This window comes from Pseudoalteromonas sp. SR41-1 (genome assembly GCF_014164015.1).
GTDB lineage: Bacteria > Pseudomonadota > Gammaproteobacteria > Enterobacterales > Alteromonadaceae > Pseudoalteromonas > Pseudoalteromonas distincta.
Map to the genome: position 1 here is coordinate 67,616 of NZ_JACJEK010000006.1, position 21,706 is coordinate 89,321.

Annotated in this window: 20 protein-coding genes; 10 read left to right on the forward strand and 10 right to left on the reverse strand. The window is 39.8% G+C overall.

What is annotated here, in order from left to right; all coding sequences use genetic code 11:
* Positions 1–158: 158 nt before the first annotated feature.
* From H5118_RS06550 to H5118_RS06560, 3 genes are all read right to left on the reverse strand, one after another.
* On the reverse strand, positions 159–1,037 hold the full coding sequence (locus H5118_RS06550; RefSeq protein WP_182748235.1) for a bile acid:sodium symporter family protein: 879 nt from the start codon (positions 1,035–1,037) through the stop codon (positions 159–161).
* A gap of 86 nt (positions 1,038–1,123) precedes the next feature.
* Positions 1,124–1,705: a uracil-DNA glycosylase family protein gene (locus tag H5118_RS06555; protein WP_138490136.1), complete on the reverse strand. Its 582-nt coding sequence runs from the start codon at positions 1,703–1,705 to the stop codon at positions 1,124–1,126.
* 150 nt (positions 1,706–1,855) lie between these two features.
* Positions 1,856–2,212: a VOC family protein gene (locus tag H5118_RS06560; protein ID WP_024595859.1), complete on the reverse strand. Its 357-nt coding sequence runs from the start codon at positions 2,210–2,212 to the stop codon at positions 1,856–1,858.
* Between the two features lie 227 nt (positions 2,213–2,439).
* Here H5118_RS06560 and H5118_RS06565 point away from each other — a divergent pair, with 227 nt between their 5' ends.
* From H5118_RS06565 to H5118_RS06575, 3 genes are read left to right on the forward strand one after another with little or no spacing between them, the layout of a single operon-like run.
* A complete protein-coding gene (locus H5118_RS06565) occupies positions 2,440–2,781 on the forward strand; it encodes a hypothetical protein (protein WP_002959167.1) in 342 nt (113 codons plus the stop codon).
* The gene (locus H5118_RS06570; protein ID WP_182748237.1) at positions 2,778–4,379 is read left to right on the forward strand and encodes a PepSY domain-containing protein; all 1,602 of its coding nucleotides are present in this window, start codon (positions 2,778–2,780) and stop codon (positions 4,377–4,379) included. The genes H5118_RS06565 and H5118_RS06570 overlap by 4 nt, the downstream gene beginning before the upstream one ends.
* The gene (locus H5118_RS06575) at positions 4,376–4,711 is read left to right on the forward strand and encodes a DUF3325 domain-containing protein (RefSeq protein ID WP_182695294.1); all 336 of its coding nucleotides are present in this window, start codon (positions 4,376–4,378) and stop codon (positions 4,709–4,711) included. Before H5118_RS06570 ends, H5118_RS06575 begins: the two co-directional genes overlap by 4 nt.
* A 488-nt stretch (positions 4,712–5,199) precedes the next feature.
* On the opposite strand, the gene H5118_RS06580 is transcribed toward H5118_RS06575, so the two are convergent.
* Complete coding sequence (locus H5118_RS06580; RefSeq protein WP_182696560.1) at positions 5,200–5,730, reverse strand: lipocalin family protein; 531 nt, start codon at positions 5,728–5,730, stop codon at positions 5,200–5,202.
* A 130-nt stretch (positions 5,731–5,860) separates the two neighbouring features.
* Here H5118_RS06580 and H5118_RS06585 point away from each other — a divergent pair, with 130 nt between their 5' ends.
* The 3 genes from H5118_RS06585 to H5118_RS06595 are packed head-to-tail and all read left to right on the forward strand — an operon-like array spanning position 5,861 to position 7,287.
* On the forward strand, positions 5,861–6,316 hold the full coding sequence (locus tag H5118_RS06585) for a YaiI/YqxD family protein (RefSeq protein WP_002959175.1): 456 nt from the start codon (positions 5,861–5,863) through the stop codon (positions 6,314–6,316).
* Position 6,317: 1 nt separating this feature from the next.
* Complete coding sequence (locus tag H5118_RS06590) at positions 6,318–6,875, forward strand: DUF6942 family protein (RefSeq protein ID WP_182748239.1); 558 nt, start codon at positions 6,318–6,320, stop codon at positions 6,873–6,875.
* A 19-nt stretch (positions 6,876–6,894) separates the two neighbouring features.
* Complete coding sequence (locus tag H5118_RS06595; RefSeq protein WP_182748241.1) at positions 6,895–7,287, forward strand: ACT domain-containing protein; 393 nt, start codon at positions 6,895–6,897, stop codon at positions 7,285–7,287.
* A 96-nt stretch (positions 7,288–7,383) separates the two neighbouring features.
* Here the strand turns inward: H5118_RS06595 and H5118_RS06600 are convergent, their stop codons facing one another.
* The 5 genes from H5118_RS06600 to H5118_RS06620 form a co-directional block, all read right to left on the reverse strand.
* A complete protein-coding gene (locus H5118_RS06600) occupies positions 7,384–7,848 on the reverse strand; it encodes a hypothetical protein (protein ID WP_182692390.1) in 465 nt (154 codons plus the stop codon).
* A gap of 167 nt (positions 7,849–8,015) precedes the next feature.
* A complete protein-coding gene (locus tag H5118_RS06605) occupies positions 8,016–8,675 on the reverse strand; it encodes a class I SAM-dependent methyltransferase (RefSeq protein ID WP_033028640.1) in 660 nt (219 codons plus the stop codon).
* A 28-nt stretch (positions 8,676–8,703) separates the two neighbouring features.
* The gene (locus H5118_RS06610; RefSeq protein WP_182748243.1) at positions 8,704–12,354 is read right to left on the reverse strand and encodes an AAA family ATPase; all 3,651 of its coding nucleotides are present in this window, start codon (positions 12,352–12,354) and stop codon (positions 8,704–8,706) included.
* The gene (locus H5118_RS06615; RefSeq protein WP_182748245.1) at positions 12,351–13,598 is read right to left on the reverse strand and encodes an exonuclease SbcCD subunit D C-terminal domain-containing protein; all 1,248 of its coding nucleotides are present in this window, start codon (positions 13,596–13,598) and stop codon (positions 12,351–12,353) included. The genes H5118_RS06610 and H5118_RS06615 overlap by 4 nt, the downstream gene beginning before the upstream one ends.
* A 78-nt stretch (positions 13,599–13,676) precedes the next feature.
* A complete protein-coding gene (locus tag H5118_RS06620; RefSeq protein ID WP_002959190.1) occupies positions 13,677–13,913 on the reverse strand; it encodes a hypothetical protein in 237 nt (78 codons plus the stop codon).
* Positions 13,914–14,492: 579 nt separating this feature from the next.
* On the opposite strand from H5118_RS06620, the gene H5118_RS06625 reads away from it, so the two are divergent.
* The 4 genes from H5118_RS06625 (at position 14,493) to H5118_RS06640 (ending at position 19,244) form a co-directional block, all read left to right on the forward strand.
* Positions 14,493–16,940 (forward strand): M1 family metallopeptidase, encoded by a 2,448-nt coding sequence (locus tag H5118_RS06625; RefSeq protein WP_182748247.1) that lies wholly within the window; start codon positions 14,493–14,495, stop codon positions 16,938–16,940.
* Entirely contained in the window at positions 16,940–17,434 is a 495-nt protein-coding gene (locus H5118_RS06630) for a DUF6702 family protein (RefSeq protein ID WP_154902845.1), read from the forward strand. The genes H5118_RS06625 and H5118_RS06630 overlap by 1 nt, the downstream gene beginning before the upstream one ends.
* A 321-nt stretch (positions 17,435–17,755) precedes the next feature.
* Positions 17,756–18,373 carry an HAD family hydrolase gene (locus H5118_RS06635; RefSeq protein ID WP_182720240.1) on the forward strand — a complete coding sequence of 206 codons (618 nt, stop codon included), beginning with the start codon at positions 17,756–17,758 and terminating at the stop codon, positions 18,371–18,373.
* 145 nt (positions 18,374–18,518) lie between these two features.
* Entirely contained in the window at positions 18,519–19,244 is a 726-nt protein-coding gene (locus H5118_RS06640; RefSeq protein ID WP_002959197.1) for a YebC/PmpR family DNA-binding transcriptional regulator, read from the forward strand.
* A gap of 199 nt (positions 19,245–19,443) precedes the next feature.
* On the opposite strand, the gene H5118_RS06645 is transcribed toward H5118_RS06640, so the two are convergent.
* A complete protein-coding gene (locus H5118_RS06645) occupies positions 19,444–21,633 on the reverse strand; it encodes a malate synthase G (protein ID WP_182748249.1) in 2,190 nt (729 codons plus the stop codon).
* Positions 21,634–21,706 lie beyond the last annotated feature (73 nt).

The window sequence follows — 21,706 nt, forward strand, 5'->3', positions numbered from 1 at the left end:
TATTCAAGCTTGAGAGTGTTTTATAAGCTTACAACTTGTTGGCGCGATGAGTGCAGAGCATACATTTAACTGGTGGTATTTTTAGACTTGAGTTTAAGGCTACGTTATCCGCAGCCATAAATTAAAGTAACTTGGTCAACATGCCCTAATTAAAAGTCCTAGTTAACAGCCCTAGCGGTACGTTTATTTTTAAGCTTTAACCCGCCAATTAATAGCAGTGGTCCTATAAACATGGCAAGGCCATACACGCCACCGGTAACTGCGTATTCTGGTTTATTTAAAAAGCTAATAGCGATTAAAATAGCTAACGATGCATTTTGAATTCCAACCTCAATTGAAAGCGTCAGCGAATCAGTTAAATTTAATTTTGAACACTTAGCAATTAACCAACCAACAACCATTGAACCAATATTAAGCGCTATGCACGCCCAAAATACGTTGTTAAATGAGCTAACTAATAAATCGCGCTCTTTTATTACTAGTGCGGCAATCATCATAAGCATAAAAAACAACGAGAAGCGTCTAAAAAACGGCTCTGCTTTAATGGCAAAATCACTTTTAAAGTGACGCAACCAAATGCCTATAGCAACTGGCACTAAGGTAATAAAAAATAGCCCTAATGAAGTAGTTAAAATAGAAAAAGTAGCATCGTCTGCTGGGGCAAACTGACTCATAGCAAAGCCAATAATAAACGGTGTGGTTATTATACTAATTGCGGTAGAGGCAGCTGTTAAACTTACCGAAAGCGCTAAATTAGCTTTAGCAAGCTGGCTTACTACATTTGACATAGTACCGCCGGGGCAAGCAGCTAATATCATTAAACCAATAGCGATAGGCGTTGGTAGGTTTAGTAAATAACACAGCCCTAATGCTAATAAAGGCATTGCTACAAGTTGGCCTATTAAACCCATGACAATGCCAAGCGGGCTTTTAAATAAACGAGTAAAATCGGTTGTTGTGAGCCCAAGACCCATACCAAACATAATAAGTGCAAGGGCGAGTGGAAGTATTACTTCAGTTAATATAGATACATTCAAATTAGACAGCCTCGTTTGTTATTGTTTTTAATTAGAGTGTTAATTTTTAAGTTAACTGTAACGCCCCTTTACAATAACTAGAAGTATTACTTATTTAAAATAGCAGCCACGTGCTTATCTAGTTCTGGAAGTACATCTTGTTCAAACCATGGGTTCTTTTTAAGCCATATATTATTACGCGGACTCGGATGTGGAAGCACTAAATAATTTGGCCAATACTCACGCCACGATTTTACTAACTCCGTAAGTGGCATTTTTTTAGTCTCTGGTAAATGATACGCCTGCGCGTATTTACCAAGCACTATTGTCAGCTCAATATTTGGTAGTGCAGCCAATAATTGCTCGCGCCATGCAGGCGCACATTCTTTTCTCGGTGGTAAATCACCCGACTTCCCCCTACCCGGGTAGCAAAAGCCCATAGGTAAAATGGCTATATTATTAGCGTCGTAAAATTCATCACGTGTTAGCCCAAGCCATTCTCGCAGGCGGTTTCCGCTTGCATCGTTAAACGGCACACCTGTTTCGTGAACTTTGATTCCAGGTGCTTGCCCTGCAATTAAAATACGTGCGTTTGGATTAAATTGTATAACAGGACGAGCCCCTAAAGGTAAATGAGGTTCACAGATCACGCATTTACTAACTTGCTCTATTAATTGGTGACTATTCATGTTTATTTGGCCTTAAATGCTTAATATTTATCCTAAATGGCCATTTAGGATAAATGAGTTGGTAAAAAATCGGTTTATTTTAATTAAAACGAGCGTTAGTTAGTAAAATCGTGATCTTTAAGCTCATTCGCGCTACAAGCCTTGTAAAACCTAGCGTTGCTCGGCCCATACAGCAAATTCATTGCCGCTTGGCTCTGCAAAATGAAACCGGCAACCACCCGGAAATTCAAAAATAGGTTTTAATATTGTGCCACCATGGAGTTGTACTTTTCTATACGTGGCGTGAATGTCGTTACTATAAAAAACCAATAGCGCAGCACCGTTTTGAGTTAGCGATTTAAGCGGCGCATTAAAAAAGCCACCATCGAGCCCTTGGCCACTAAACGCCGTGTATTCTGGGCCGTAGTCAGTAAACTGCCAATTAAATACACGACTAAAAAAGGCCTTAGTTGCGGGTAAGTCGCATGCAGGAAACTCAACGTAATTTAGTTTTTCGTGATCGCTCATCGTTATTCACTCTTTATTTTTACTCAGTTTATTAACCTTAAGCTTTACATAGAGCCTGTGCAATATCATTAAACAATATCAGATCAGTATTTTACTAAGTAATTAAGTAAGCATAACTTACTTAAAAATTAAATATCACAAATGAGAATAACTATCTTTTGTATTTGTAACATATATAATAGCGCCTTTGTTTTATCCTCAGCTTTAAATAAAGGGATTAATTAACTATGCAGGCACCTTTGCACAGTGCGCCATTCGATAAGGTTAACGTGATTGCGCTTATAGTAAAAAGCGTAAGCAGTTATCGAGTTTTGGTATTTTTACGTTTTTTTATTGCCATAATTGGTGGCTATGCTTTTACCTCTGCAAGCACTGCGTTATTAAGTTTTGTATTGCCAATAGCTAAACAAGACGCTGTGCTGTTTAGTGTTTCAATCAGCATTTTAATTTATGCCGTTGTATTTATTTATGCTTTTAGCGTTAAATCATTAAAAACAGTATGGATCAGTATTTTACTAAGTACAGGAGCGTTCATAGGATTGCTTGCATTACTGAAGGGTTGGGTATGAAAGACAGCTTTTTCAGATCGATGACTTGGTTGCACACTTGGGTAGGGTTACTCGTTTGTTGGTTATTATATTTAATATTTTTTGCAGGGACTCTTAGCTTTTTTAGAGACGAAATAACGTTGTGGAATCAACCAGCCATTCATAATGTGCAAGCCCAAACACAGCGTATAGAAGCGCAAAAACAACAAATAATTACCGGATTTGATTACTTAGCTAGCCATGGAGCTCACTCATCAAGCTGGCGTATTACATTACCCGAGCCGCGTATTCCTTATTTAATTTATGGTTATGCAAAACCAAAAGAGCCAGGCCAGCGCCGCAGCCGGTTTGAAAACACACAGCTAAACCCTAATACCATGCAAGAGCTTGAGCCCTTTGTAGATACTAAAGGCGGTAACTTTTTTTATCGGCTGCACTATGATTTACATTACATGGATGCAATAACCGCACGCTGGATTGTGTGCTTTGCTAGCTTTTTTATGCTGATTGCCATTATATCGGGGGTGGTTATTCATAAGCGTATTTTTAAAGATATGTTTAGCTTTAGGCGTAACAAAGGTAGCCGTACATGGTTAGATGCCCATAACTTAAGCTCTGTGCTTGCCCTTCCTTTTCATTTAATGATTACTTACACGGGTATAATTACACTTATATTTATGTTGTTTCCCTACCCTGCGCAAACGTCTTATGATGACGGCATGCGTGGCTTTTTTAACGATGTAACACCTCGCAATACCATGACCGATAAAGCCCAAGGCGAATTGCCAATGGTGCCAATACAACGCATTTTAGATCAGGTTTATACTAAGTGGCCTCATGCAGATATTACTCGCGTACAAGTTAACCAACCAAATATGGCAGCTTCAACAATTACCGTATTGGTAAGCGCAGGTAAAACACTACGTGACCAAGCACCACGCTTAATATTTAGTGGTGCTACAGGGCAAATGGTCGCTAAAACTGATGACGAGCTAACTAGCAGCAAAGCGCTTTACGAATCGCTTAATTCTATGCATACAGGGCGTTTAGCTACGTGGTTGTTGCGCTGGTTATACGTATTAGGCGGTATTGCAGGCTGTGTAATGATTGGCTCTGGCTGTATTATGTGGGCTAAGCGAATTCGCGAGCGAACTAAAAATAACGTTAAACCTTCGTTTGGTTTAAAATTAGTTGAAGGGTTAAACCTAGCCACTATTATGGGACTTCCACTGGCAACGTGTGCATTTTTTATTGCTAACAGACTACTTAGCTCAACTACCGCAGAGCGCGCCGATAAAGAAATACTCGCGTTCTTTTTAACATGGCTAGCGGTTGCTCTTTTAGCACTTATAAAGCGCGACACACTGCAATGGCGAGTTATGGCAGCTATAAATGCTGTTGCATGTTTAAGCGTACCGGTTATTAATGCCCTTACAACTAACGGTAATCTAGTTAGCTATTTGATGCACAAACAGTGGGCTTTATTTACTTTTGATGCACTGTTTTTGTTATTTAGTATATTGTTTTTTATACAAACCGAAAAATTACGTACTGCTAAAAACAACTCAAAAATAATCAGCCCTAGTCAATCTAATAACCTTAAAAGGCAAAAACCATGATTGATTTACTTGGGTTTAGCCTATGCCTGCTCAGTTTTAACTGTTTTGCGCTGGCTAAGTATAATCATTTTAAAGATGTATTTAAAAAACGCCCTACAGAATCCCAACGTAAAAAGCTGCTATTAGCTGCTTGGATCAGTATTTTACTAAGCTTGGTGCTTTGTATAGTTACTCAAGATGGATATGGTGCATTACTATTTTGCGGATTTATGAGCCTAAGTGTCTTAATTATAATGGTTTTTTATAATTTTTTAGTAGGCTACGTGAAGTGGTTTAGTGTTTTAAATAGCGTGTTAGTTGTACTAAGTGGGTTGTTTTTAGCATTAAACTAGCCTTAGTTAGTAAAAACGTGATCCGTTATTTTCTCATAGATTAGGGCGTGTTGATCTTTGGTGGGTGAATTTGCAGCAGACTGTTTGGTATTTAGGCAAGGCAGAGCCTATGTAGTGTGGTTATTCCCCATAAATAGGCGATAACGCAGCATAAATACCAAACATGCGCTGCCCTTTGGGTTCTTTCTAGGGACGATTAACTCTTTGTTGCTCGGTTTTTACTTAGCCAACTAGGTTACAAACCTCGCGCCGCGATTTAATCGCCCCTAGATTGAACAGATTTCAATCCACAAAGATCAACACGCCCTAGGCAAAAAAAATGGCAAGCTATATAGCTTGCCAACAATAGGGGATATTCAGTGTTTCCAATACTTGCTGTCTCACGGCAAGTACACACAATATAACCATAATATATTTAAGTTACTTTACGGTTAGGTGACTCTTTTATTACTACTTTAAAAACGTATATAACTAACTGTAAACCCCCTTTACATAGTCTCTTGGTTTACCCAAATTATTTCATCGGTAGCAAAGCCCAACTCTTTAGCTTTAGTTAAAAAGTGTTCTTTAAGCTCTTTGCTAACCGTTGGTGTACGCGACAAAAACCACAAGTAATCTTTGTTGTAACTGGTTATAAATGCATATTGATAATCGGGTTGGTCAAGTTCAAAAATCACGTAAGCGCCATAAAATGGACCAAAAAACGAGACTTTAAAATGCCCTGTGTCGGTGCCCTTAACAAACTTGGCTAAGCCTTCGGCGTCATCCCATTTTTTATCATCCGTTAAATACCCTTTGTTAAGGACCTTTACTGTGCCGTCGTCGTTAATTGAATAAGTCGCGGTAACTTGCTCCATCCCTTCTTCGAATGAGTGATTAAGACGCGCTATTTCAAACCATTTGCCTTTATATTTTTGTATATCAAAGTTTTTAACGGGTGTTATTCCCTCAGGAGGGCTGGTGCAGGCACTAAGAAAAAATAAACCTGTAATAAGTAAACCGTATTTAATAGCCTTCATGTAAGCTCCTTTTTTAATTACATAAATCGTACGTATTATCTAAATATAGATGGATATAAAGTTTGCTAGCCGATTAAAAAAATTTGCTATAGGATCGTATTAATTCTAAAGCAATAAAAATGACCATAGCATGAAAATTTGGGTAGATGCAGACGCGTGTCCTGTTGTTATAAAAGAAATACTTTTTAGAGCTGCAGAGCGTATGAAAATCGAGACTATTTTAGTAGCGAATCACGCAATGCGTATTCCGCCGTCAAAATACATAAGCCGCGTTCAAGTATCGTCGGGATTTGATGTAGCCGACGACGAAATAGTAAAACGTGTTGAAAAAGGCGATTTAGTTATTACAGGCGATATTCCGCTAGCAAGTGAAGTAATTGATAACGGCGGGCAAGCACTCAACCCACGTGGCGAGCTTTATACCACCGAGAATATCCGCTCAATACTTAACGTGCGCGACTTTATGGATACCATGCGCTCAAGCGGCGTAGAAATGAGTGGTGGGCCGCCGCCACTTAGCCAAACCGATCGCCAAAACTTTGCAAATAACCTCGACCGTATTTTAGCGCAAAACAAGGCTAACTAACTTGAATACCCAATTAGTTGGCTTAGGTGATACGCAATTTAGCGTGGCGGTATACGTAGCAAAAGCGCCGCCCATGCCGTTTTTTGAAACACTTGAATGCCTAGAACCGGTTATAAATGAGCAAATAAATACCATAAACCAGTACTGTGGTAATGGTTGGCGCAAAGTGTTTAACGTTTACGCCAAAGTGCTATTTTCCCTGCCAAGTGAGCATTATTCATTTGCTAAACAAGCCCTTACTTGGCAACAATATCGCGATGAGTATTTACTGCAAAAAAATAGTAAAACCGCCCTGCTATTTAGCGCGCCTGACACTACTATTACTTGCGCAGATAAAGCTACTAGCAATCAAAATCAGCTACACATAATTGCTGGGCGTACGCACGCTAAAAACTTATTACAACAAGGTAAGTTGCATGCACAATTTGATTGGCTCGACGACGAGTTTGCAATAGACACCAGTAACAACATTATTGTGTGCCCATATTTTGATTACAGGCAATTAAGTAATATAAAAATTGCGAGGTTAAGCGAGCTAGTCGCGCAGCTAAAAAAATAACACATTGTAAGGAACGACCATGGCCGGAATTTTAGAGTTAAACGAATTATTAAAATCAATGCAGCCAGCGCTTAAGCAAGGCGAGTATATTTTTTGTTGCTTAGCAGGCTCACTTGCCGATTATGCTCATTTAGAGCCACTTGCTTCTTATGTTGAAGAAGAAGGGCTAACCCTTATTTTAAAAGCTGAAACTGCTGACAAAGCAGGTATTACTTACGAGGGTAAATATAATTTAATTACCCTTAACGTACATTCAAGCTTAGAGGCCGTTGGGCTAACAGCTGCGGTATCTGCAAAGCTAACTGAGCATGGCATTAGCGCTAATGTGGTAGCTGCGTTTTATCACGACCATATTTTTGTACAAACAGACAAAGCACAAGCCGCGATGAAAGCGCTTTGTGAGATTGGTTAGGATTGCTGGCACAACAACGATTTGAGTGATGTGGATATTAGATCGTCGGGTGGCGCTTCGCTTAACCGACCTACAACAATACAAAAGCTGATATTGCTATAGAGCAACATCAGCTTTTTTGTACACATTTGGACTATTTTCGCAGTATTGTTTATCTACTGGCTCAAGCTTAATTTTTTTACCGGCATTTACTACTACGCATTGAGTGTTTTGATCGAGTTTTTGTTTTTGAATTACGGTAAATTCACCTTCGCTGGCAGCGTATAGATTATACTGATATGCATCGTTGCCGCCTTCAAACAATGCGGTAAATAACCCTCCAACTAACCCGCCGATTATTGCCCCACCTATCATTTCTTCTGTATTGCCATCTAAGCTATCTACAAACCCAAAACCAGCTCCTGCGGCTATGCCTGTACCCACTTCTGATGAGAGTGTGACACGTTGCATAGATTCTACCGAGGCGTAATAGCGTTTAATTATTTGATTTTGATCGTTACGGTCAACACCTTGTGATGCGCAACCCGAGAGGAGTAAAACAGCAATTAACGATTTTTTCATGTTGATTCTCTATTTGCTTATGTTGATATAGAAATAGTAAATCTTAAAACATAAAAAATATGTATGTGCTTTGTATGCAGCTGTGAGAAGTTGTAAATGTATGTATAAAATAAAACACCGAGTAAGCTTACTCGGTGTTTATGTGGCTATATTACTTAAATTTAAAACTATTTTATTACATATCCGCTAAAGCCTAGTGCTTTAAAATACAGCTTCGGAATGCCAAATTTGCACTCGTTTAGTAGTTCGCTAAAGCGCATTCTATCAAGCGGGTAAAACTCATTTTCTAAGTCGTGCCCTGTTTGTGTTTTACCTGTTTCGGTTAAACCCAATTGCGCGCAAGTTGTAAGCTGGGCTTCGCGCTCAAAAGAAGTTTCGGGGCGCATTAAATCTGCAATATAAAGGTTGGCGTCTTTTTTAAGGCTTCCTTTAATCGCTTTTAATAACTCTTTTTTATCGCCGTTATCTTCTAAAAAATGCATTACTAGTAAACATAAAACGGCATCGGCTTTAACCGATAACTTATCAACGGGGCCATTATGTACATCTACGCGGCTTGTTATGCCTTGCTCATCAAATTGCTGCTGTGCGATAGCAAGCATATCGGCTGATGTATCTTGCGCAGTAAATTGCCACGTAGGGTTTAGTCCAGCCAGTGCAAGTACTTCTTTGCCTGTGCCTGCCCCTACTACCAAAATATGTGCATTGTCGCCCAGCGTTGCTTGTAGTTGCGCATTAGTGAGCTGATGTAATAATTCATAACCAGGCACTAAACGGGTTATGCGGCTATCGTATTGTGTTGCTTGCTCGCCTGTAAACGTTGGCATTGTATCTCCTTGTTTTCAGTAATGTTGCTTATAAAACTTCAACTGTGGAATATCCACCTGGCTTTTTGGCTACATGCACTTGAGTGGCTACACGCTCGCTCATTTGTGTTACGTGCGATATAACGCCTACTTTTCTGCCTTGTGCTTGCAAAGAATCCAAAGCGTCCATTGCAATGCTTAGGGTTTCGCTATCTAACGTACCAAACCCTTCGTCAATAAACAAAGAATTGATTTGTACTTTGTTAGACGAAAGCGATGCTAAACCAAGTGCAAGCGCTAGCGATACTAAAAATGACTCACCGCCCGAGAGCGTATTAACAGAGCGTTGCTCGTCGGCCATGTCGCGGTCGATAATTGCAATGTCGAGCGTTTGCGATATGGCGGTTAATTCGTAGCGTTTGTTGAGTGTTTTTAAATGGCTGTTGGCATAGTGCAGTAATATTTTTAACGTTTGTGTTTGTGCTAAGTTACGCATGGTTTTACCCGTTGCATCGCCCAATACTTTATTAAGCAAGTGCCACTGCTCTACCTGTGTTTTAAGCGTAGTTAACTCAGCTTGTTTGCCTTCAAGCGCCTTTGCGTTTTGGTTGTGTTGCTCAATAGCGGTATTAGTTGCTAGTAATGAATTTTGCAGCTGCGTTTGTTGCTCATTTAAGCTGCTTAATTGCGTACTTAAAGCCTCTGCACTTTGTGTTGGCTTATCGCTACTGTTGTGTTTTCCAAGCGTAAGTTGCTGCTGTTTTAATGCGGCATTTGCATCTGTTAACGCTTGAGTTAACTGCTCGTGTTGATTTAAATGTGCTTTAATAGTATCGCTACTGAGCGTTAGTAAAATTTTGACCTGTTCGTGCGTTACATCGCTGTATTGCGCTTTAAAGTCAGTAAACCACTGGTTATAACGTGCCTCAAGTGTTGCTAGTTCTTGGCTGTTTTCAAGTAAGCGTTGCTCCACATTTTTAAGCGTTATAGCGTGCTCATCTCGTTGTTTTATAGCGTCGTCATAGGCTTTATGACTCGCTTGAACCTGCGATTGCATTTGCTCTTGCGCACTTGTGAGTTTTGCTTGGTAGTCGTCTGCGCTTATTTGCTCATTATTAAATAAAGCTGAGCGCTCACTTTGTACAGCGTCTAATAGCTCTTTAGCTTTTACAAACTCTTCATTAAGTGCTTTTAACGATTGCTCGCTTTTACTAACAAGCGGGGTAAGCTGCTTTATTTGCTCACTAGCTGTGTCTTGGCGCTTTTGGCTTTGCTCAAGTTGCATTTGAGTTTGCTGATACTGCGTAACTTGCTCGTGAAACTGGGTAAGCTCAAGCGTATTGGCTTGTAGTTGCAGCCAAAAATCACTGTTTTCAAATTGGCTATTGAGCGTTGTACCGAGCTCGTTAATTTGTGCACTAAGCTCGCTATGCTTACTCGTTAACTGGTTTTGCTGGTGTGTAAGCTCAAGGTGTTTATTACTCAGTTGCTGCTGTACTTGCTGCTCTGCTTTAAGTGCTGCTTGTAGCTCGTTTACTTTGGTTTGCAATGTACGTTGACGTTTTTGTTGCTCAAAGTATTGCGCTTTTTGCTGCGTTAATTGCTTATAAGTTACTTCAAGCTGATCAGGCGTTAAGTCGTTAAGCTCACTACGTGCACCTTGCATGGTATTTTTAATGTCGAGCTGTTTGGCTTTTGCTGTTTGTATTATTTGCTCAAGTTGTCCGTGTTCAGCAGTTAATACAGCATGTTGAGTTTGATGTTTATGCAGCTCGCTTTGTGCATGGTCAAATTGCTTTTTAGCGGTATTAAAAGCATTTTCAAAATCAGTAATTAAGTTATTTAATTGCTGATTTTGATTTACCGCATACGGATGCTCCGTTGCGCCGCACACTAAACAAGGCTCATTAGGGCGAAGCTCAGTGCGTAAATGCTCTACGTTTTCGCTGGCTCTTAAGCGCGCTTGGTTAAGTGCGTACTCGCTGCCTTTAAGTGCTTGCTCGCTGGTTATTAAATGCTGATTAAGTAAAGCATGGGCTTGCTGGCTTTCATTTAGCTGCTGATTGAGCACTTGCTGGCGTTGAGTGCTTTGTTTTAGCTCTGCGTTAAATTGCTTATAGCGCTCTCGCTGCTCTTTTAAGTAATCAATACTTTTTAGCTGCGCGTCGCAGTGCTCTGCATTAAATTCATTAAGCTGAGTATTTAAAACCTGCAAAGCTGACTGCTCGCTCGTAAGTAACGCCTCGCACTGCTGCACTTTATTATTTTGTGTATTTAATCGCTCGCTCTGACCTGCAAGCTCGGTATTAAGAGTTTGGCTTTGTGCAAGGTTTGCAGTTAATTGCTGCTGTGCATTTAAGTAAGTATTAAAGCTTTGCTGATAGTAGCTCCAGTCTTTTGCTAAAACGTTCAGCTGTGCATGCTCATTAAGCCATTGCTGGCTTTTAGTTGAGTCGGTATTAGCGAGTTCTAGCTCGTTATTGCTTTGTCTAAGCTGCTGATTGAGCTCATCAAGTTGAGTTTGCTCTTTGGTTATTTGCGACTCTGTGCCTTTTACAGCTTGAGTTTGCAAAGCAATGCTGCTGTCGAGCTCTCTCGCTCTTGCTATAACGGGCGCTGCATTTTGTTTTTGCTCATTGGCGTTATTAAGTAGCTCGGTATACTTAGCAAGCGCGGTGTTACGCTCGTTAATTACCGCTAAATGATCAACACTTTTAAGCGATGCTATTTGCTGATCTAACGCCGTATTTTGATCGGTTAACAAATTAAAACGGCTGCGGTTATCTTTTATTTCAAGCGTTTGTTTAGCTTGTTTTGCTTGCTCGCTTTGAACAACGATACTTTCAAGCGCTGAGCTTGCTTGTTGCTGGGTTTGCTGTGCCTGCAGTAAATTTTTCTCAAGCACTGTAGCTTGCTGATACCAGTTAAGTGCTTTTTCGGTTTTGGTCAGCTCTTTTTTAGTGTGTTCGGTTTGCGCTTTTAAATCGGTTAACTTGGTTTGTTGTAACTCGAGTTCTTCTGGTGTTAATAAGGTATAGCTTTCAAGGCCTGCTTTAAGCGCTTCAAGCTTTGCCACTTGCTCTTTATGGCGCTCAAAAATACGCACGCCAATACGGCTAAATTTATCGGTGCCTGTTAAGCACTCCAAAAGTTGCGCTCGCTCATCGCCAGTGGCTTTTAAAAATGCAGCAAACTCATGTTGCGCTAAAAGTACGGCACGGGAGAACTGCTCAAAGTTAAGCCCTATTTTGCTCTCAACTTCTTTTATTGTGTGGCTTTTGTCAGCTATAAGGGTTTCGTCTGGCAGGGTTACTAATGTGTGCTCTGCTACTTTAAGTTTGCCAGTTACTTTTTTATGGGTCCGTGCAATTGTATAACGCGCACGGTAAAGCTGTTTATCTTGCCCTAAAAAGTCAACCTCGGCGTGGCCTTCCCATGTACCTCTGCGTAGTAGGTTTCGCGCATCATTAAGCTTAATGCTGTCGCCATTAAACTCAATTAAGTTACCTTTATCGCCGCGTAGCCTCGCTGTTTTTGTATAAAGGGCTAAACAAATCGCATCTAAAAAGGTACTTTTACCAGCGCCGGTATCGCCTGTTATTGCAAATAAGCCTGCATCTTTTAATGGGGCTTGAGTAAAGTCTATTTCAGCATCAACTATTGAGGCTAAATTATGAATACGAACTGCGGTTATTTTCATAGTTGTTCTTGCTCCGTAAGCTCGTTTATCACATCACTTAAAAGTGCTTTTAGCTCATCGGGTACGCTTTGCCCTGCCATATCTTTATCGTTTGCAAATGCTTGTTCTAATAAGTTAAGCGGGTTGAGCATTTCAACTTCGCTTAAATCTTCAAATACGGTGTTGTCGTCATTTTGAGTCGATTGCTCACGTACACGTTCAATACCACAAAATTTAATATGCTTGCCTTCAAGTGCTTGTTCTATTTGTTCTCTGAAGGTGGTGTCGGTATCGCTTGATTTAAGCTTTACACGTAAATAAGGCGCTATTGTATTTTGTGCAGTGTCGAGCGCTTTAATTTGCTCGCATAGTTCGCTTAATGGCACACACTCCCCTTTTGGTAAAACAATTACATTGGCAGAGCGCGGAATGTAAAGGGGGTTTACAGTTGTACTAATATGTTGTTTTTCATCAATAATAAACTCAACAACATTTACTTGGTGCGTGTAGTTACGTTCTGAAAACGACATAGGTATAGGTGTGCCGCTGTAGCGAATAATATCGCTTTTAGCGACTTGTTGCGCTTTGTGTAAGTGCCCAAGGGCAACATAGTTGGCTTGTTTACCAAATACATTGGCTGAAATAGACTCCTCACCACCTATTACTAAGTTACGCTCAGAATCACTTGAGATATCCCCGCCTTTTGCGTGTAAATGCCCCATAACTATTAATGGTGAGTTTTGCTCGTTTATATTAGTAGCTTGCTCTAATGCAAGTTCATAAGCTTTTGCAACGCCTTGAGCATAACTAGGTCCGCTTTCGGTTTGGCTAAGTAAACTTACATCGCTTGCACGTAAAAATGGCATAGCGACGATTACAGCGCGTTTACCATTGGTATTTATGGTAATAACAGTTTCATCGGGTGTTGCGACATCAAAGCGCCCTACTACGTGCGTATCAAATTGCGCTAGTAATGGCTGAGCTGCCAAAATACGATTTGCAGAGTCGTGGTTACCCGCAATAATTACTACGTGTAATTGTGGGGATGCCTTTTTGGCGTCTTTAATAAATTGGTAAAGCTGATTTTCGGCGCTAGCGCTTGGCGTCGCGGTATGATAAATATCGCCAGCAACTAAAAGTAAGTCTATTTGTTGTTCAACAAGAGTGGCTAATAACCATGTAAAAAAGGCTTGATGCTCAACACGGCGGTCGTGTTCGTAGAATTGTTGGCCAAGGTGCCAATCTGAGGTGTGGAGGACTTTCATGTCGCGCTCTTAATTAAACCGTAAGAGCGCCAATATACCCAAGGCAGTTAAAGATGCAAGCCTAAGCCGTGTATTACCTTAGGTTAAACTGTACCAAGCTGAAAAAACAACCGGCAATGCTAAAAGTGCCATTAATAATGGAATTTTTAACGTTTTAGTTTGTTTTGCGTGTAGCGCCTTTAATGCATTAGTTTCGTTGCACGCTGCTACTTTATCGATATAAAAATAACCCGAATCGAGATACTGCTTACAGTTATTCTCACTTGCTGGAATCGCAATTAGTTCTTGTTGTTTTTTTAGGATGTAAAAATCCATAAGCCCACCGCATTTCTTGCTAGTAATCGATATTAATTTGAGGATAAATGTGACGAATTTATTTGCCTCAAATAAAAAGGTTGGCGATTTTAAATATAAACTGCACTAAAGATCAACCTAAAATTGCACTATTTATCATTTATCGTAAAAATAACGAACATTAAGGAAGTTCGGCAATATTTGAGCCAATAATTCAGCTGTTTTCACTGTATTTTTGTTCAGTAGAGTGGGCTTTTAGCTCATTTTACTTGTTGGAAATTTGAGACACTTATACATAGGATTATTGGTTTACCTGATAATGTTAAAGCAATACTTTTTTAGCAACGTAGGTAAAATTAATGTGCTTTTACCAAGCTCTAAAACTTGTATTTAACAGCTCAAAACCATTATTAAAACCCACTCTTGTAAAGCCCCTTTACAGTTTTTATTTATTCGTATTTTGTTACAAAATAATTGTACTTTTCAATCTAATAAACTAAGTGAACATCACCCTAAAAATACGGTACTTGGTCGCTAATTTATTGAAGCTAACTGGTATATTTGTCAAAGTATGCTCACAAAATTATATTAGGACTAACAATGAAAAAAATAGGTCTTACGCTAAGTGCTTTTGTATTGCCTTTGGCAATATCTAGTGCGGTTATGGCGTCTTCGGTTGAGCAAACAAAAGGTTCTTTTGTTGATAAATTTCGTCAATTAGACGAAGCGCTTCCTACACCCAACGTTTATCGTAGTGCCGCTGGCGAACCAGGTGAAAGATACTGGCAGCAACGTGTAAACTACGATATTGATGTAAAGCTAGATGAAAAAAAGCGCCGTATTACCGGTAGCCAAAGCATTGAATATAAAAATAACTCTCCGCATACACTTAAATATTTATGGTTACAGTTAGATCAAAATATTTTTAAAAGTGATTCTATTGCCGAAACAACTAAAACGTTTAAAAGCACTTTAGAAAGCCTACCAGCTCAAAAGCCTGCTAAATTAAGTTTAGGTGACTTACGCCGTCAGCAATTTATGAGCGACAACGAACTGGGTTATACAATCAGTGGCGTAAAGGATGACGATGGTAAAGAGCTACGCGTAACTGTAGTTGATACTTTAATGCGCATTGATTTAAACGAGCCATTAAAACCAGGTAAAGAAGTAGAATTTAGCATGAACTTTGCATTCAACATTGTTGAAGAAGATGCTGTAGGTGCACGTTCTGGTTACGAGCACTTTGAAGAAGATGGCAACGACATATTCTTAATTGCTCAGTGGTTCCCTCGCTTAGCGGCTTATACCGATTACGAAGCATGGACAAACAAGCCATTTTTAGGCTCTGGTGAGTTTACGCTTGAGTTTGGTGATTACGATGTTGAGATTACCGTTCCTGCGGATCACATTGTATCGGCAACAGGTAAGCTTGATAACGCGAGTAAAGTACTTACAAGTACTCAGCGCAAACGTTTAAAGCAAGCTGAAACATCTAAGCGCCCTGTGTTTATTGTTAACGCAGAAGAAGCGCTAGAAAACGAAAAAGAAGGCACCGACAAAACTAAAACGTGGCACTTTAAAGCGCAGAATGTTCGTGACTTTGCTTGGGCGTCGTCTCGTAAGTTTATGTGGGATGCAAAAGGTTATCAACAAGGTGGTGACGTTCAGCCTTTAGTTATGGCAATGTCGTTTTTCCCTAAAGAAGGTGGTGACTTATGGAAAAAGTACTCAACTGAAGCGGTAGTGCACACAATGGAAGTGTACTCTAAGTATTCTTTTGATTACCCGTACCCAACTGCACAGTCGGTTAATGGCCCCGTTGGTGGTATGGAATACCCAATGATCACCTTTAACGGCCCACGTACTAAGTTACAAGATGACGGTACTCGTACTTATTCTCAAGCTGAAAAGCGCTTTTTACTTGGCGTAGTTATTCATGAAGTTGGACATATTTACTTTCCGATGATTGTGAACTCAGATGAGCGCCAATGGACGTGGATGGATGAAGGCTTAAACAGCTTTTTAGATGGTGTTGCTGGTCGTGAATGGGATCCTACTATTCCTTGGGGTGTTGAGCCTCGCGATATAGTGAGCTACATGAAGTCAGAAGTCCAAGTACCAATTATGACTCAGTCAGACAGCGTATTACGTTTAGGCCCTAATGCTTATACTAAACCTGCCGCAGCCCTTAATATTTTACGTGAAGTAATTTTAGGCCGTGACTTATTCGACTTTGCATTTAAAGAGTATGCTCAGCGCTGGAAATACAAGCGCCCTACTCCAGCTGATTTTTTCCGTACAATGGAAGAAGCCTCTGGTGTTGATTTAGATTGGTTTTGGCGTGGCTGGTTTTACACCACAGACCATGTTGATATCTCTTTAGATAAAGTGTATCAACTACGTTTAGACACTAAAAACCCTGATATTGATTACAGCCGTTTACGTGATATTGAAGCAGACAAGCCTACGTCATTATTTGTTGAGCGTAACCGCGCCGAAGGTAAAAAAACATGGGTTGAGCAAAACCCTGATGTTACCGATTTTTATGACGAAAACGACCGCTTTACTGTAACCAATAAAGAACGTAACTCGTACAATAAGTTTTTAAAAGGCTTAGAGCCGTGGGAGCGTAAAACGCTTGAACGTGCTTTAGAAGAAGATAAAAACTACTACGTTATGGAATTTTCAAACCTTGGTGGTTTGGTAATGCCTATATTACTTGAGCTAACATATGAAGATGGCACGACTGAAGAGCGTTATATTCCTGCAGAAATTTGGCGTCGTAATTATAAAAATGTTCAAAAGCTAATTGTTACCGATAAAAACAAACCGCTTGTATCAGTTACTGTAGATCCTAATTGGGAAACTGCGGATGTAGATATTGAAAATAATAACTACCCTCGTCGTATTATTCCTTCACGTATTGAAGTGTTTAAAAAGGAAAAGAGTAAAGCTAAAGTAAGTCGCGATATCATGCAAGATATTAAAACTGAGCTTAAAACTGATGAGAAGAAAGACGAAAAAGATAACGGTGAGGAGCCGCAATAATGCGCTTTTTGCTTATTATTGTTTGCCTTTTAGTTGCTGCGCCGAGTATGGCGCATCAACTAAAATCGTCAATTACAACCGTGCTTTTTAATAAACGAACGCATAATGTTGAGTTAATGCACCGCTTTTATTTACATGATACCGAACATGCCGTAGGAACATTATTTGAAGGCAAAATCGATATTATTAGCAATAAAGCCGATCAGCAACGTTTTGCTAAATATGTTGAATCGCATGTTGCTCTACAAACATTAAGTGGTGAACCTTTACCACTTAACTTTGTGGGAGCACAAGTTGATGGTAAGTTTTTTTGGGTTTACCAAGAAGCACCAATTCCTGAAAACATTGAAGGAATTAAAATGAGCAATGGCGCGCTTCGTGATTTATGGCCATCTCAGGTAAATATGGTAAACGTTGAGGGCAAAGGTAAGATTAAAACTTTAAACTTTGCACAAGATGATACTTGGCTCGAAGCCCGCTTTGAGCAAAATTAACAGTTAAAACTTCCCCAACCAACGCGCACTGCAGTTAATGTGCGCGTTTTCTTCATACGTTTAAACTGCGTTCATTTTTGATCTGGTATATGTAAATTTACGTAAAAATTGGTAGTTCAATTTGTATATTTACCATTTTTTGCGCATGCTACAACTACCAATTATATTTACTGTATTATCAATAGATTGATAGCAGTGCAAATAAATAATTTAAATATAGTTAGTTTCATTTATCCCTTTAGCTATAACTGGCTTGGGCATAAGCAGTAGAGAATTTTATGTTTAAATTTTATTTAGTAATAACTAAATTCAGGGAATGATATGACTACTCAGGTTGAGGCTATTTTTGGAGTGATTTTTGATTTAGATGGAACATTGGTTTCATCAGAATTAGATTTTGCATTAATAAAGGCCCAAATAGGTTGCCCTTGCGAGCAAGACTTACTTGATTACATTGCTCAGTTGCCCTCACCGTATATGCGTGAAGAGGCAATGAATATAGTTCACCAACACGAATTAATAGATGCACAACATGCCAGTATATTACCTGGTGTGAGTGAAGCTATTCATGCTTTAAAGTCTAAAAATATTCCGATGGCGATTGTTACTCGCAATTTTGATAAAGCAGCGGCAATGAAATTACAAAATAATCCACTCCCTATCAGCACAGTTTTAACGCGAAGCGATGCCCCAGCAAAGCCAGATCCCAGCGCTTTAAATGCCATTGCTACACTTTGGAACATTAACGCCAGAAATTTACTTTATGTAGGCGATTACCTTTACGACATTCAAGCTGCGCACAATGCAAATATGCGCGCGTGTTTATACGCTCCAGAGTCAACGCCTGCTTATGCCGATCAGGCAGATTACGTTTTACATGACTTTGCTGACTTAGTGACATTAGTTGAGAGTTATTCTGAAAAAATAGAGTTATGTTAAATAGCATGCCATTTGATTTATTCTGAAATGAGTATGTAGTTATAAAAGTTTTTATTAATCAAGTTTTGCCCATTGCGGAGCTAGCCCAATACGTTTTGAATTGGTAAAATACCGCAAAACGTAACGTATTCATTAGGGGCACAAAATGGGCAGAGCATTTGTAGTTCGTCAAAGTTCTATGATCAAAACAGCCAATGCAAAAACAAAAGTAAACTCAAAGTACGGCAAAGAGATTTACGTTGCAGCAAAAAGTGGTGATCCCGATCCCGAAGTAAACCAAACACTTCGCCGTCTAATCGAAAAAGCTAAAAAAGACCAAGTTCCCGCACACGTTATTGAAAAAGCAATTGAAAAAGCAGCCGGTGGCGCAGGAGAAGATTACTCTGTTGCCCGTTATGAAGGCTATGGCCCTGGTAACTGCATGGTTATTGTTGACTGTTTAACTGACAATCCGAACCGTACTATCAAAGATGTACGTTTACCATTTACTAAAACAGACTCAAAAATTGGTACTCCTGGCTGTGTAGCGCATATGTTTGATCATTATGCGGTACTTGGCTTTGCAGGCGATGACGATGAAGTCGTATTAGAAGCATTAATGATGGCTGATGTTGATGTAAGCGATGTTGAAGCCGAGGACGGTAAAATATCGGTATTTGCACCGCCAACAGAATACTTTAAAGCTAAAACTGCCCTTGAAGACGCATTTGAAGGCATTAACTTTGAAGTAGATGAAATTACGTTTATTCCTCAAGTTAATATTGAAATTGAAGACGAAGAAGTTATTGCTAACTTTGATAAGTTTATAAATATGCTTGAAGATTGTGACGATGTACAAAATATTTATCACAATGCCATTGTAAAAAATTAAACGTAAACGGTTAAAAGCTTTAAAAGCGTGTTTTGTGTATGCAAAACACGCTTTTTTACGTTTGAATAAATGTTAGATATTCATGTGTATTATCTATATACATTTAAAATGCCTTAAAAGTGCTGTTATTCTAATTTTAGGCGATAAAAAACCAGCTTTTAAGCTGGTTTAGTACTTAATTTTAACTTTGATTAAGCAGTTAAAGCGTATTCGACTTTTGTGCTTTATATTTTATACGGTAGCTATGTAGTAGTGGTTCAGTGTAACCACTAGGTTGCGTTACGCCCTCTAAAACCAGCGCAGTAGCGGCTTGAAACGCAATGCTGTTATTAAGGGTTTCTTCGCTTGTTGCCATGGGTGTATACGCAGTGTCATGCTCGTTTTGGCCATCAACCACTTTTGCCATTTTAGCCATTGTTGATTTTATTTGCGCTTGTGAGCACACGCCATTTAGCAACCAATTAGCCATATGCTGGCTTGAAATACGCAGTGTGGCTCTGTCTTCCATTAGCCCAATATGGTTAATGTCAGGTACTTTTGAGCAACCTACGCCTTGATCAATCCAGCGTACAACGTAACCTAAAATACCTTGTGCGTTATTTTCTAGCTCACTTTGAATATCTTCTTTTGAAAGCGTTTTAGGGTCTGCCATTAGCGGCGGTGTAAGCAGGTCATTAAGACTCGCAATAGTACGTTTAGCTATACTTTGCTGCTCATTAAATACGTTTATATCGTGATAATGCATTGCATGCAGGGTAGCGGCTGTAGGGGAGGGCACCCATGCAGTATTAGCGCCTGATTTAGGGTGAGCTTGTTTTTGCTCCATCATTAATGCCATTTTATCTGGCATTGGCCACATGCCTTTACCTATTTGTGCTTTATGACTTAAGCCACAAGCAAGGCCAATATCGACGTTGCGATCCTCATAAGCTTGTATCCATGGTTGCTGCTTAATCTGTGCTTTTGGAAGCACAACGCCCGCTTGCATAGAGGTATGAATTTCATCGCCTGTTCTATCTAAAAACCCGGTATTAATAAATACAACACGCTCTTTAGCTGCATAAATACACGCTTTAAGATTTACAGAAGTACGTCGTTCTTCATCCATAATCCCCATTTTAAGCGTGTTTTTAGGTAAGCTTAGCGCTTCCTCTACTAAGCTAAATAAAGTGTTAGTAAATGCCACCTCTTCTGGGCCATGCATTTTGGGTTTTACTATATTAATACTTTGCGCGCTTGAATTTTTGATACCTGTTTTTTTATTTAGGTCGTGCAGGGCAGCAGTGGCTGAAAACATCGCATCCATAATGCCTTCAAACACCGGTTGATTAAACACATCAGTAATAGCAGGGTTCGTCATTAAATGGCCAACGTTTCTTACAAACATCATGCTACGGCCTTTTAAAGTAACGGTGCCGCCATCAAGTGCGGTGTATGTTTTATCACTTTGCAGGGTACGCTCAACAGTTTTATCGCCTTTTTTAAACGATTCAACTAAGTTACCTTGCATCAACCCAAGCCAATTTTTATAAACTTGTACTTTATCTTCTGCATCTACCGCAGCTACTGAATCTTCACAATCCATAATGGTGGTAAGAGCGGCCTCTAGCACTACATCTTTTAAACCAGCCTTATCAGCTTGGCCAATAATGTGGTGGTGATCGATATGTAGCTCTATGTGTAAGTCATTGTTTTTTAATAACACTACAGTTGGGTTTTGTGCTTCTCCTTGATAGCCAATAAGCTGAGATGGGTTAGCTAATGTGGTTTGAGAGCTGTCACGCAAGGTAATTAAAAGTGCGCCATCTACTACTGAGTAATTCGTGCTTTCTATATGCGAGCCATTGGTCAGCGGCAATGCTTTATCTAAAAACTGGCGAGCGTAGGCCATTACCTTAAAACCACGAACAGGGTTGTAGGTATTACCTTTTTCAGCCCCATCATCTTCGCTTAACACATCAGTACCGTATAAAGCGTCGTATAACGAGCCCCAGCGAGCGTTAGCGGCATTAAGTGCAAAGCGTGCATTACTTACAGGCACAACCAACTGAGGGCCTGCTGTAAGGGCCACTTCGGGCTCTACATTTTGGGTTTCAATTTCAAAGTTGGCAGGCTCTTTAACTAAATAGCCAATATCTTGCAAAAAGGCTTGGTATTTAGCGCTATCCCAGGTTTTATTAGCAAGATGGTAGTCGTCTATTTGCTGTTGAAGCAGCTCTCGCTTTTCAAGCAGTGCCTTATTAATAGGGGTAAGTGTTTGAACGATATGTGCAAAACTTTGCCAAAATTGTGACTCACTTAAGTGAGTGCCTGGTAGCAATTGATTTTTAACGAAATCAGCGAGTTGTGTATCTACGCTGAGTCCTGAATGTGTGAGAGTGTGGGACATAGTTGCCTTCCTTTAAACGGTCGCGATGTTGTTGTGTGCTTGTGCGTAAGGCAACAATAACTCAAAAAGGCAA

What these genes read in the sequence shown, in the direction of transcription:
- H5118_RS06555 (WP_138490136.1), bottom strand. Translation starts at nt 1,705, where the DNA reads ATGAATAGTCACCAATTAATAGAGCAAGTTAGTAAATGCGTGATCTGT.
- H5118_RS06560 (WP_024595859.1), bottom strand. Translation starts at nt 2,212, where the DNA reads ATGAGCGATCACGAAAAACTAAATTACGTTGAGTTTCCTGCATGCGAC.
- H5118_RS06565 (WP_002959167.1), top strand. Translation starts at nt 2,440, where the DNA reads ATGCAGGCACCTTTGCACAGTGCGCCATTCGATAAGGTTAACGTGATT.
- H5118_RS06570 (WP_182748237.1), top strand. Translation starts at nt 2,778, where the DNA reads ATGAAAGACAGCTTTTTCAGATCGATGACTTGGTTGCACACTTGGGTA.
- H5118_RS06575 (WP_182695294.1), top strand. Translation starts at nt 4,376, where the DNA reads ATGATTGATTTACTTGGGTTTAGCCTATGCCTGCTCAGTTTTAACTGT.
- H5118_RS06580 (WP_182696560.1), bottom strand. Translation starts at nt 5,730, where the DNA reads ATGAAGGCTATTAAATACGGTTTACTTATTACAGGTTTATTTTTTCTT.
- H5118_RS06585 (WP_002959175.1), top strand. Translation starts at nt 5,861, where the DNA reads ATGAAAATTTGGGTAGATGCAGACGCGTGTCCTGTTGTTATAAAAGAA.
- H5118_RS06595 (WP_182748241.1), top strand. Translation starts at nt 6,895, where the DNA reads ATGGCCGGAATTTTAGAGTTAAACGAATTATTAAAATCAATGCAGCCA.
- H5118_RS06600 (WP_182692390.1), bottom strand. Translation starts at nt 7,848, where the DNA reads ATGAAAAAATCGTTAATTGCTGTTTTACTCCTCTCGGGTTGCGCATCA.
- H5118_RS06605 (WP_033028640.1), bottom strand. Translation starts at nt 8,675, where the DNA reads ATGCCAACGTTTACAGGCGAGCAAGCAACACAATACGATAGCCGCATA.
- H5118_RS06610 (WP_182748243.1), bottom strand. Translation starts at nt 12,354, where the DNA reads ATGAAAATAACCGCAGTTCGTATTCATAATTTAGCCTCAATAGTTGAT.
- H5118_RS06615 (WP_182748245.1), bottom strand. Translation starts at nt 13,598, where the DNA reads ATGAAAGTCCTCCACACCTCAGATTGGCACCTTGGCCAACAATTCTAC.
- H5118_RS06620 (WP_002959190.1), bottom strand. Translation starts at nt 13,913, where the DNA reads ATGGATTTTTACATCCTAAAAAAACAACAAGAACTAATTGCGATTCCA.
- H5118_RS06625 (WP_182748247.1), top strand. Translation starts at nt 14,493, where the DNA reads ATGAAAAAAATAGGTCTTACGCTAAGTGCTTTTGTATTGCCTTTGGCA.
- H5118_RS06630 (WP_154902845.1), top strand. Translation starts at nt 16,940, where the DNA reads ATGCGCTTTTTGCTTATTATTGTTTGCCTTTTAGTTGCTGCGCCGAGT.
- H5118_RS06635 (WP_182720240.1), top strand. Translation starts at nt 17,756, where the DNA reads ATGACTACTCAGGTTGAGGCTATTTTTGGAGTGATTTTTGATTTAGAT.
- H5118_RS06640 (WP_002959197.1), top strand. Translation starts at nt 18,519, where the DNA reads ATGGGCAGAGCATTTGTAGTTCGTCAAAGTTCTATGATCAAAACAGCC.
- H5118_RS06645 (WP_182748249.1), bottom strand. Translation starts at nt 21,633, where the DNA reads ATGTCCCACACTCTCACACATTCAGGACTCAGCGTAGATACACAACTC.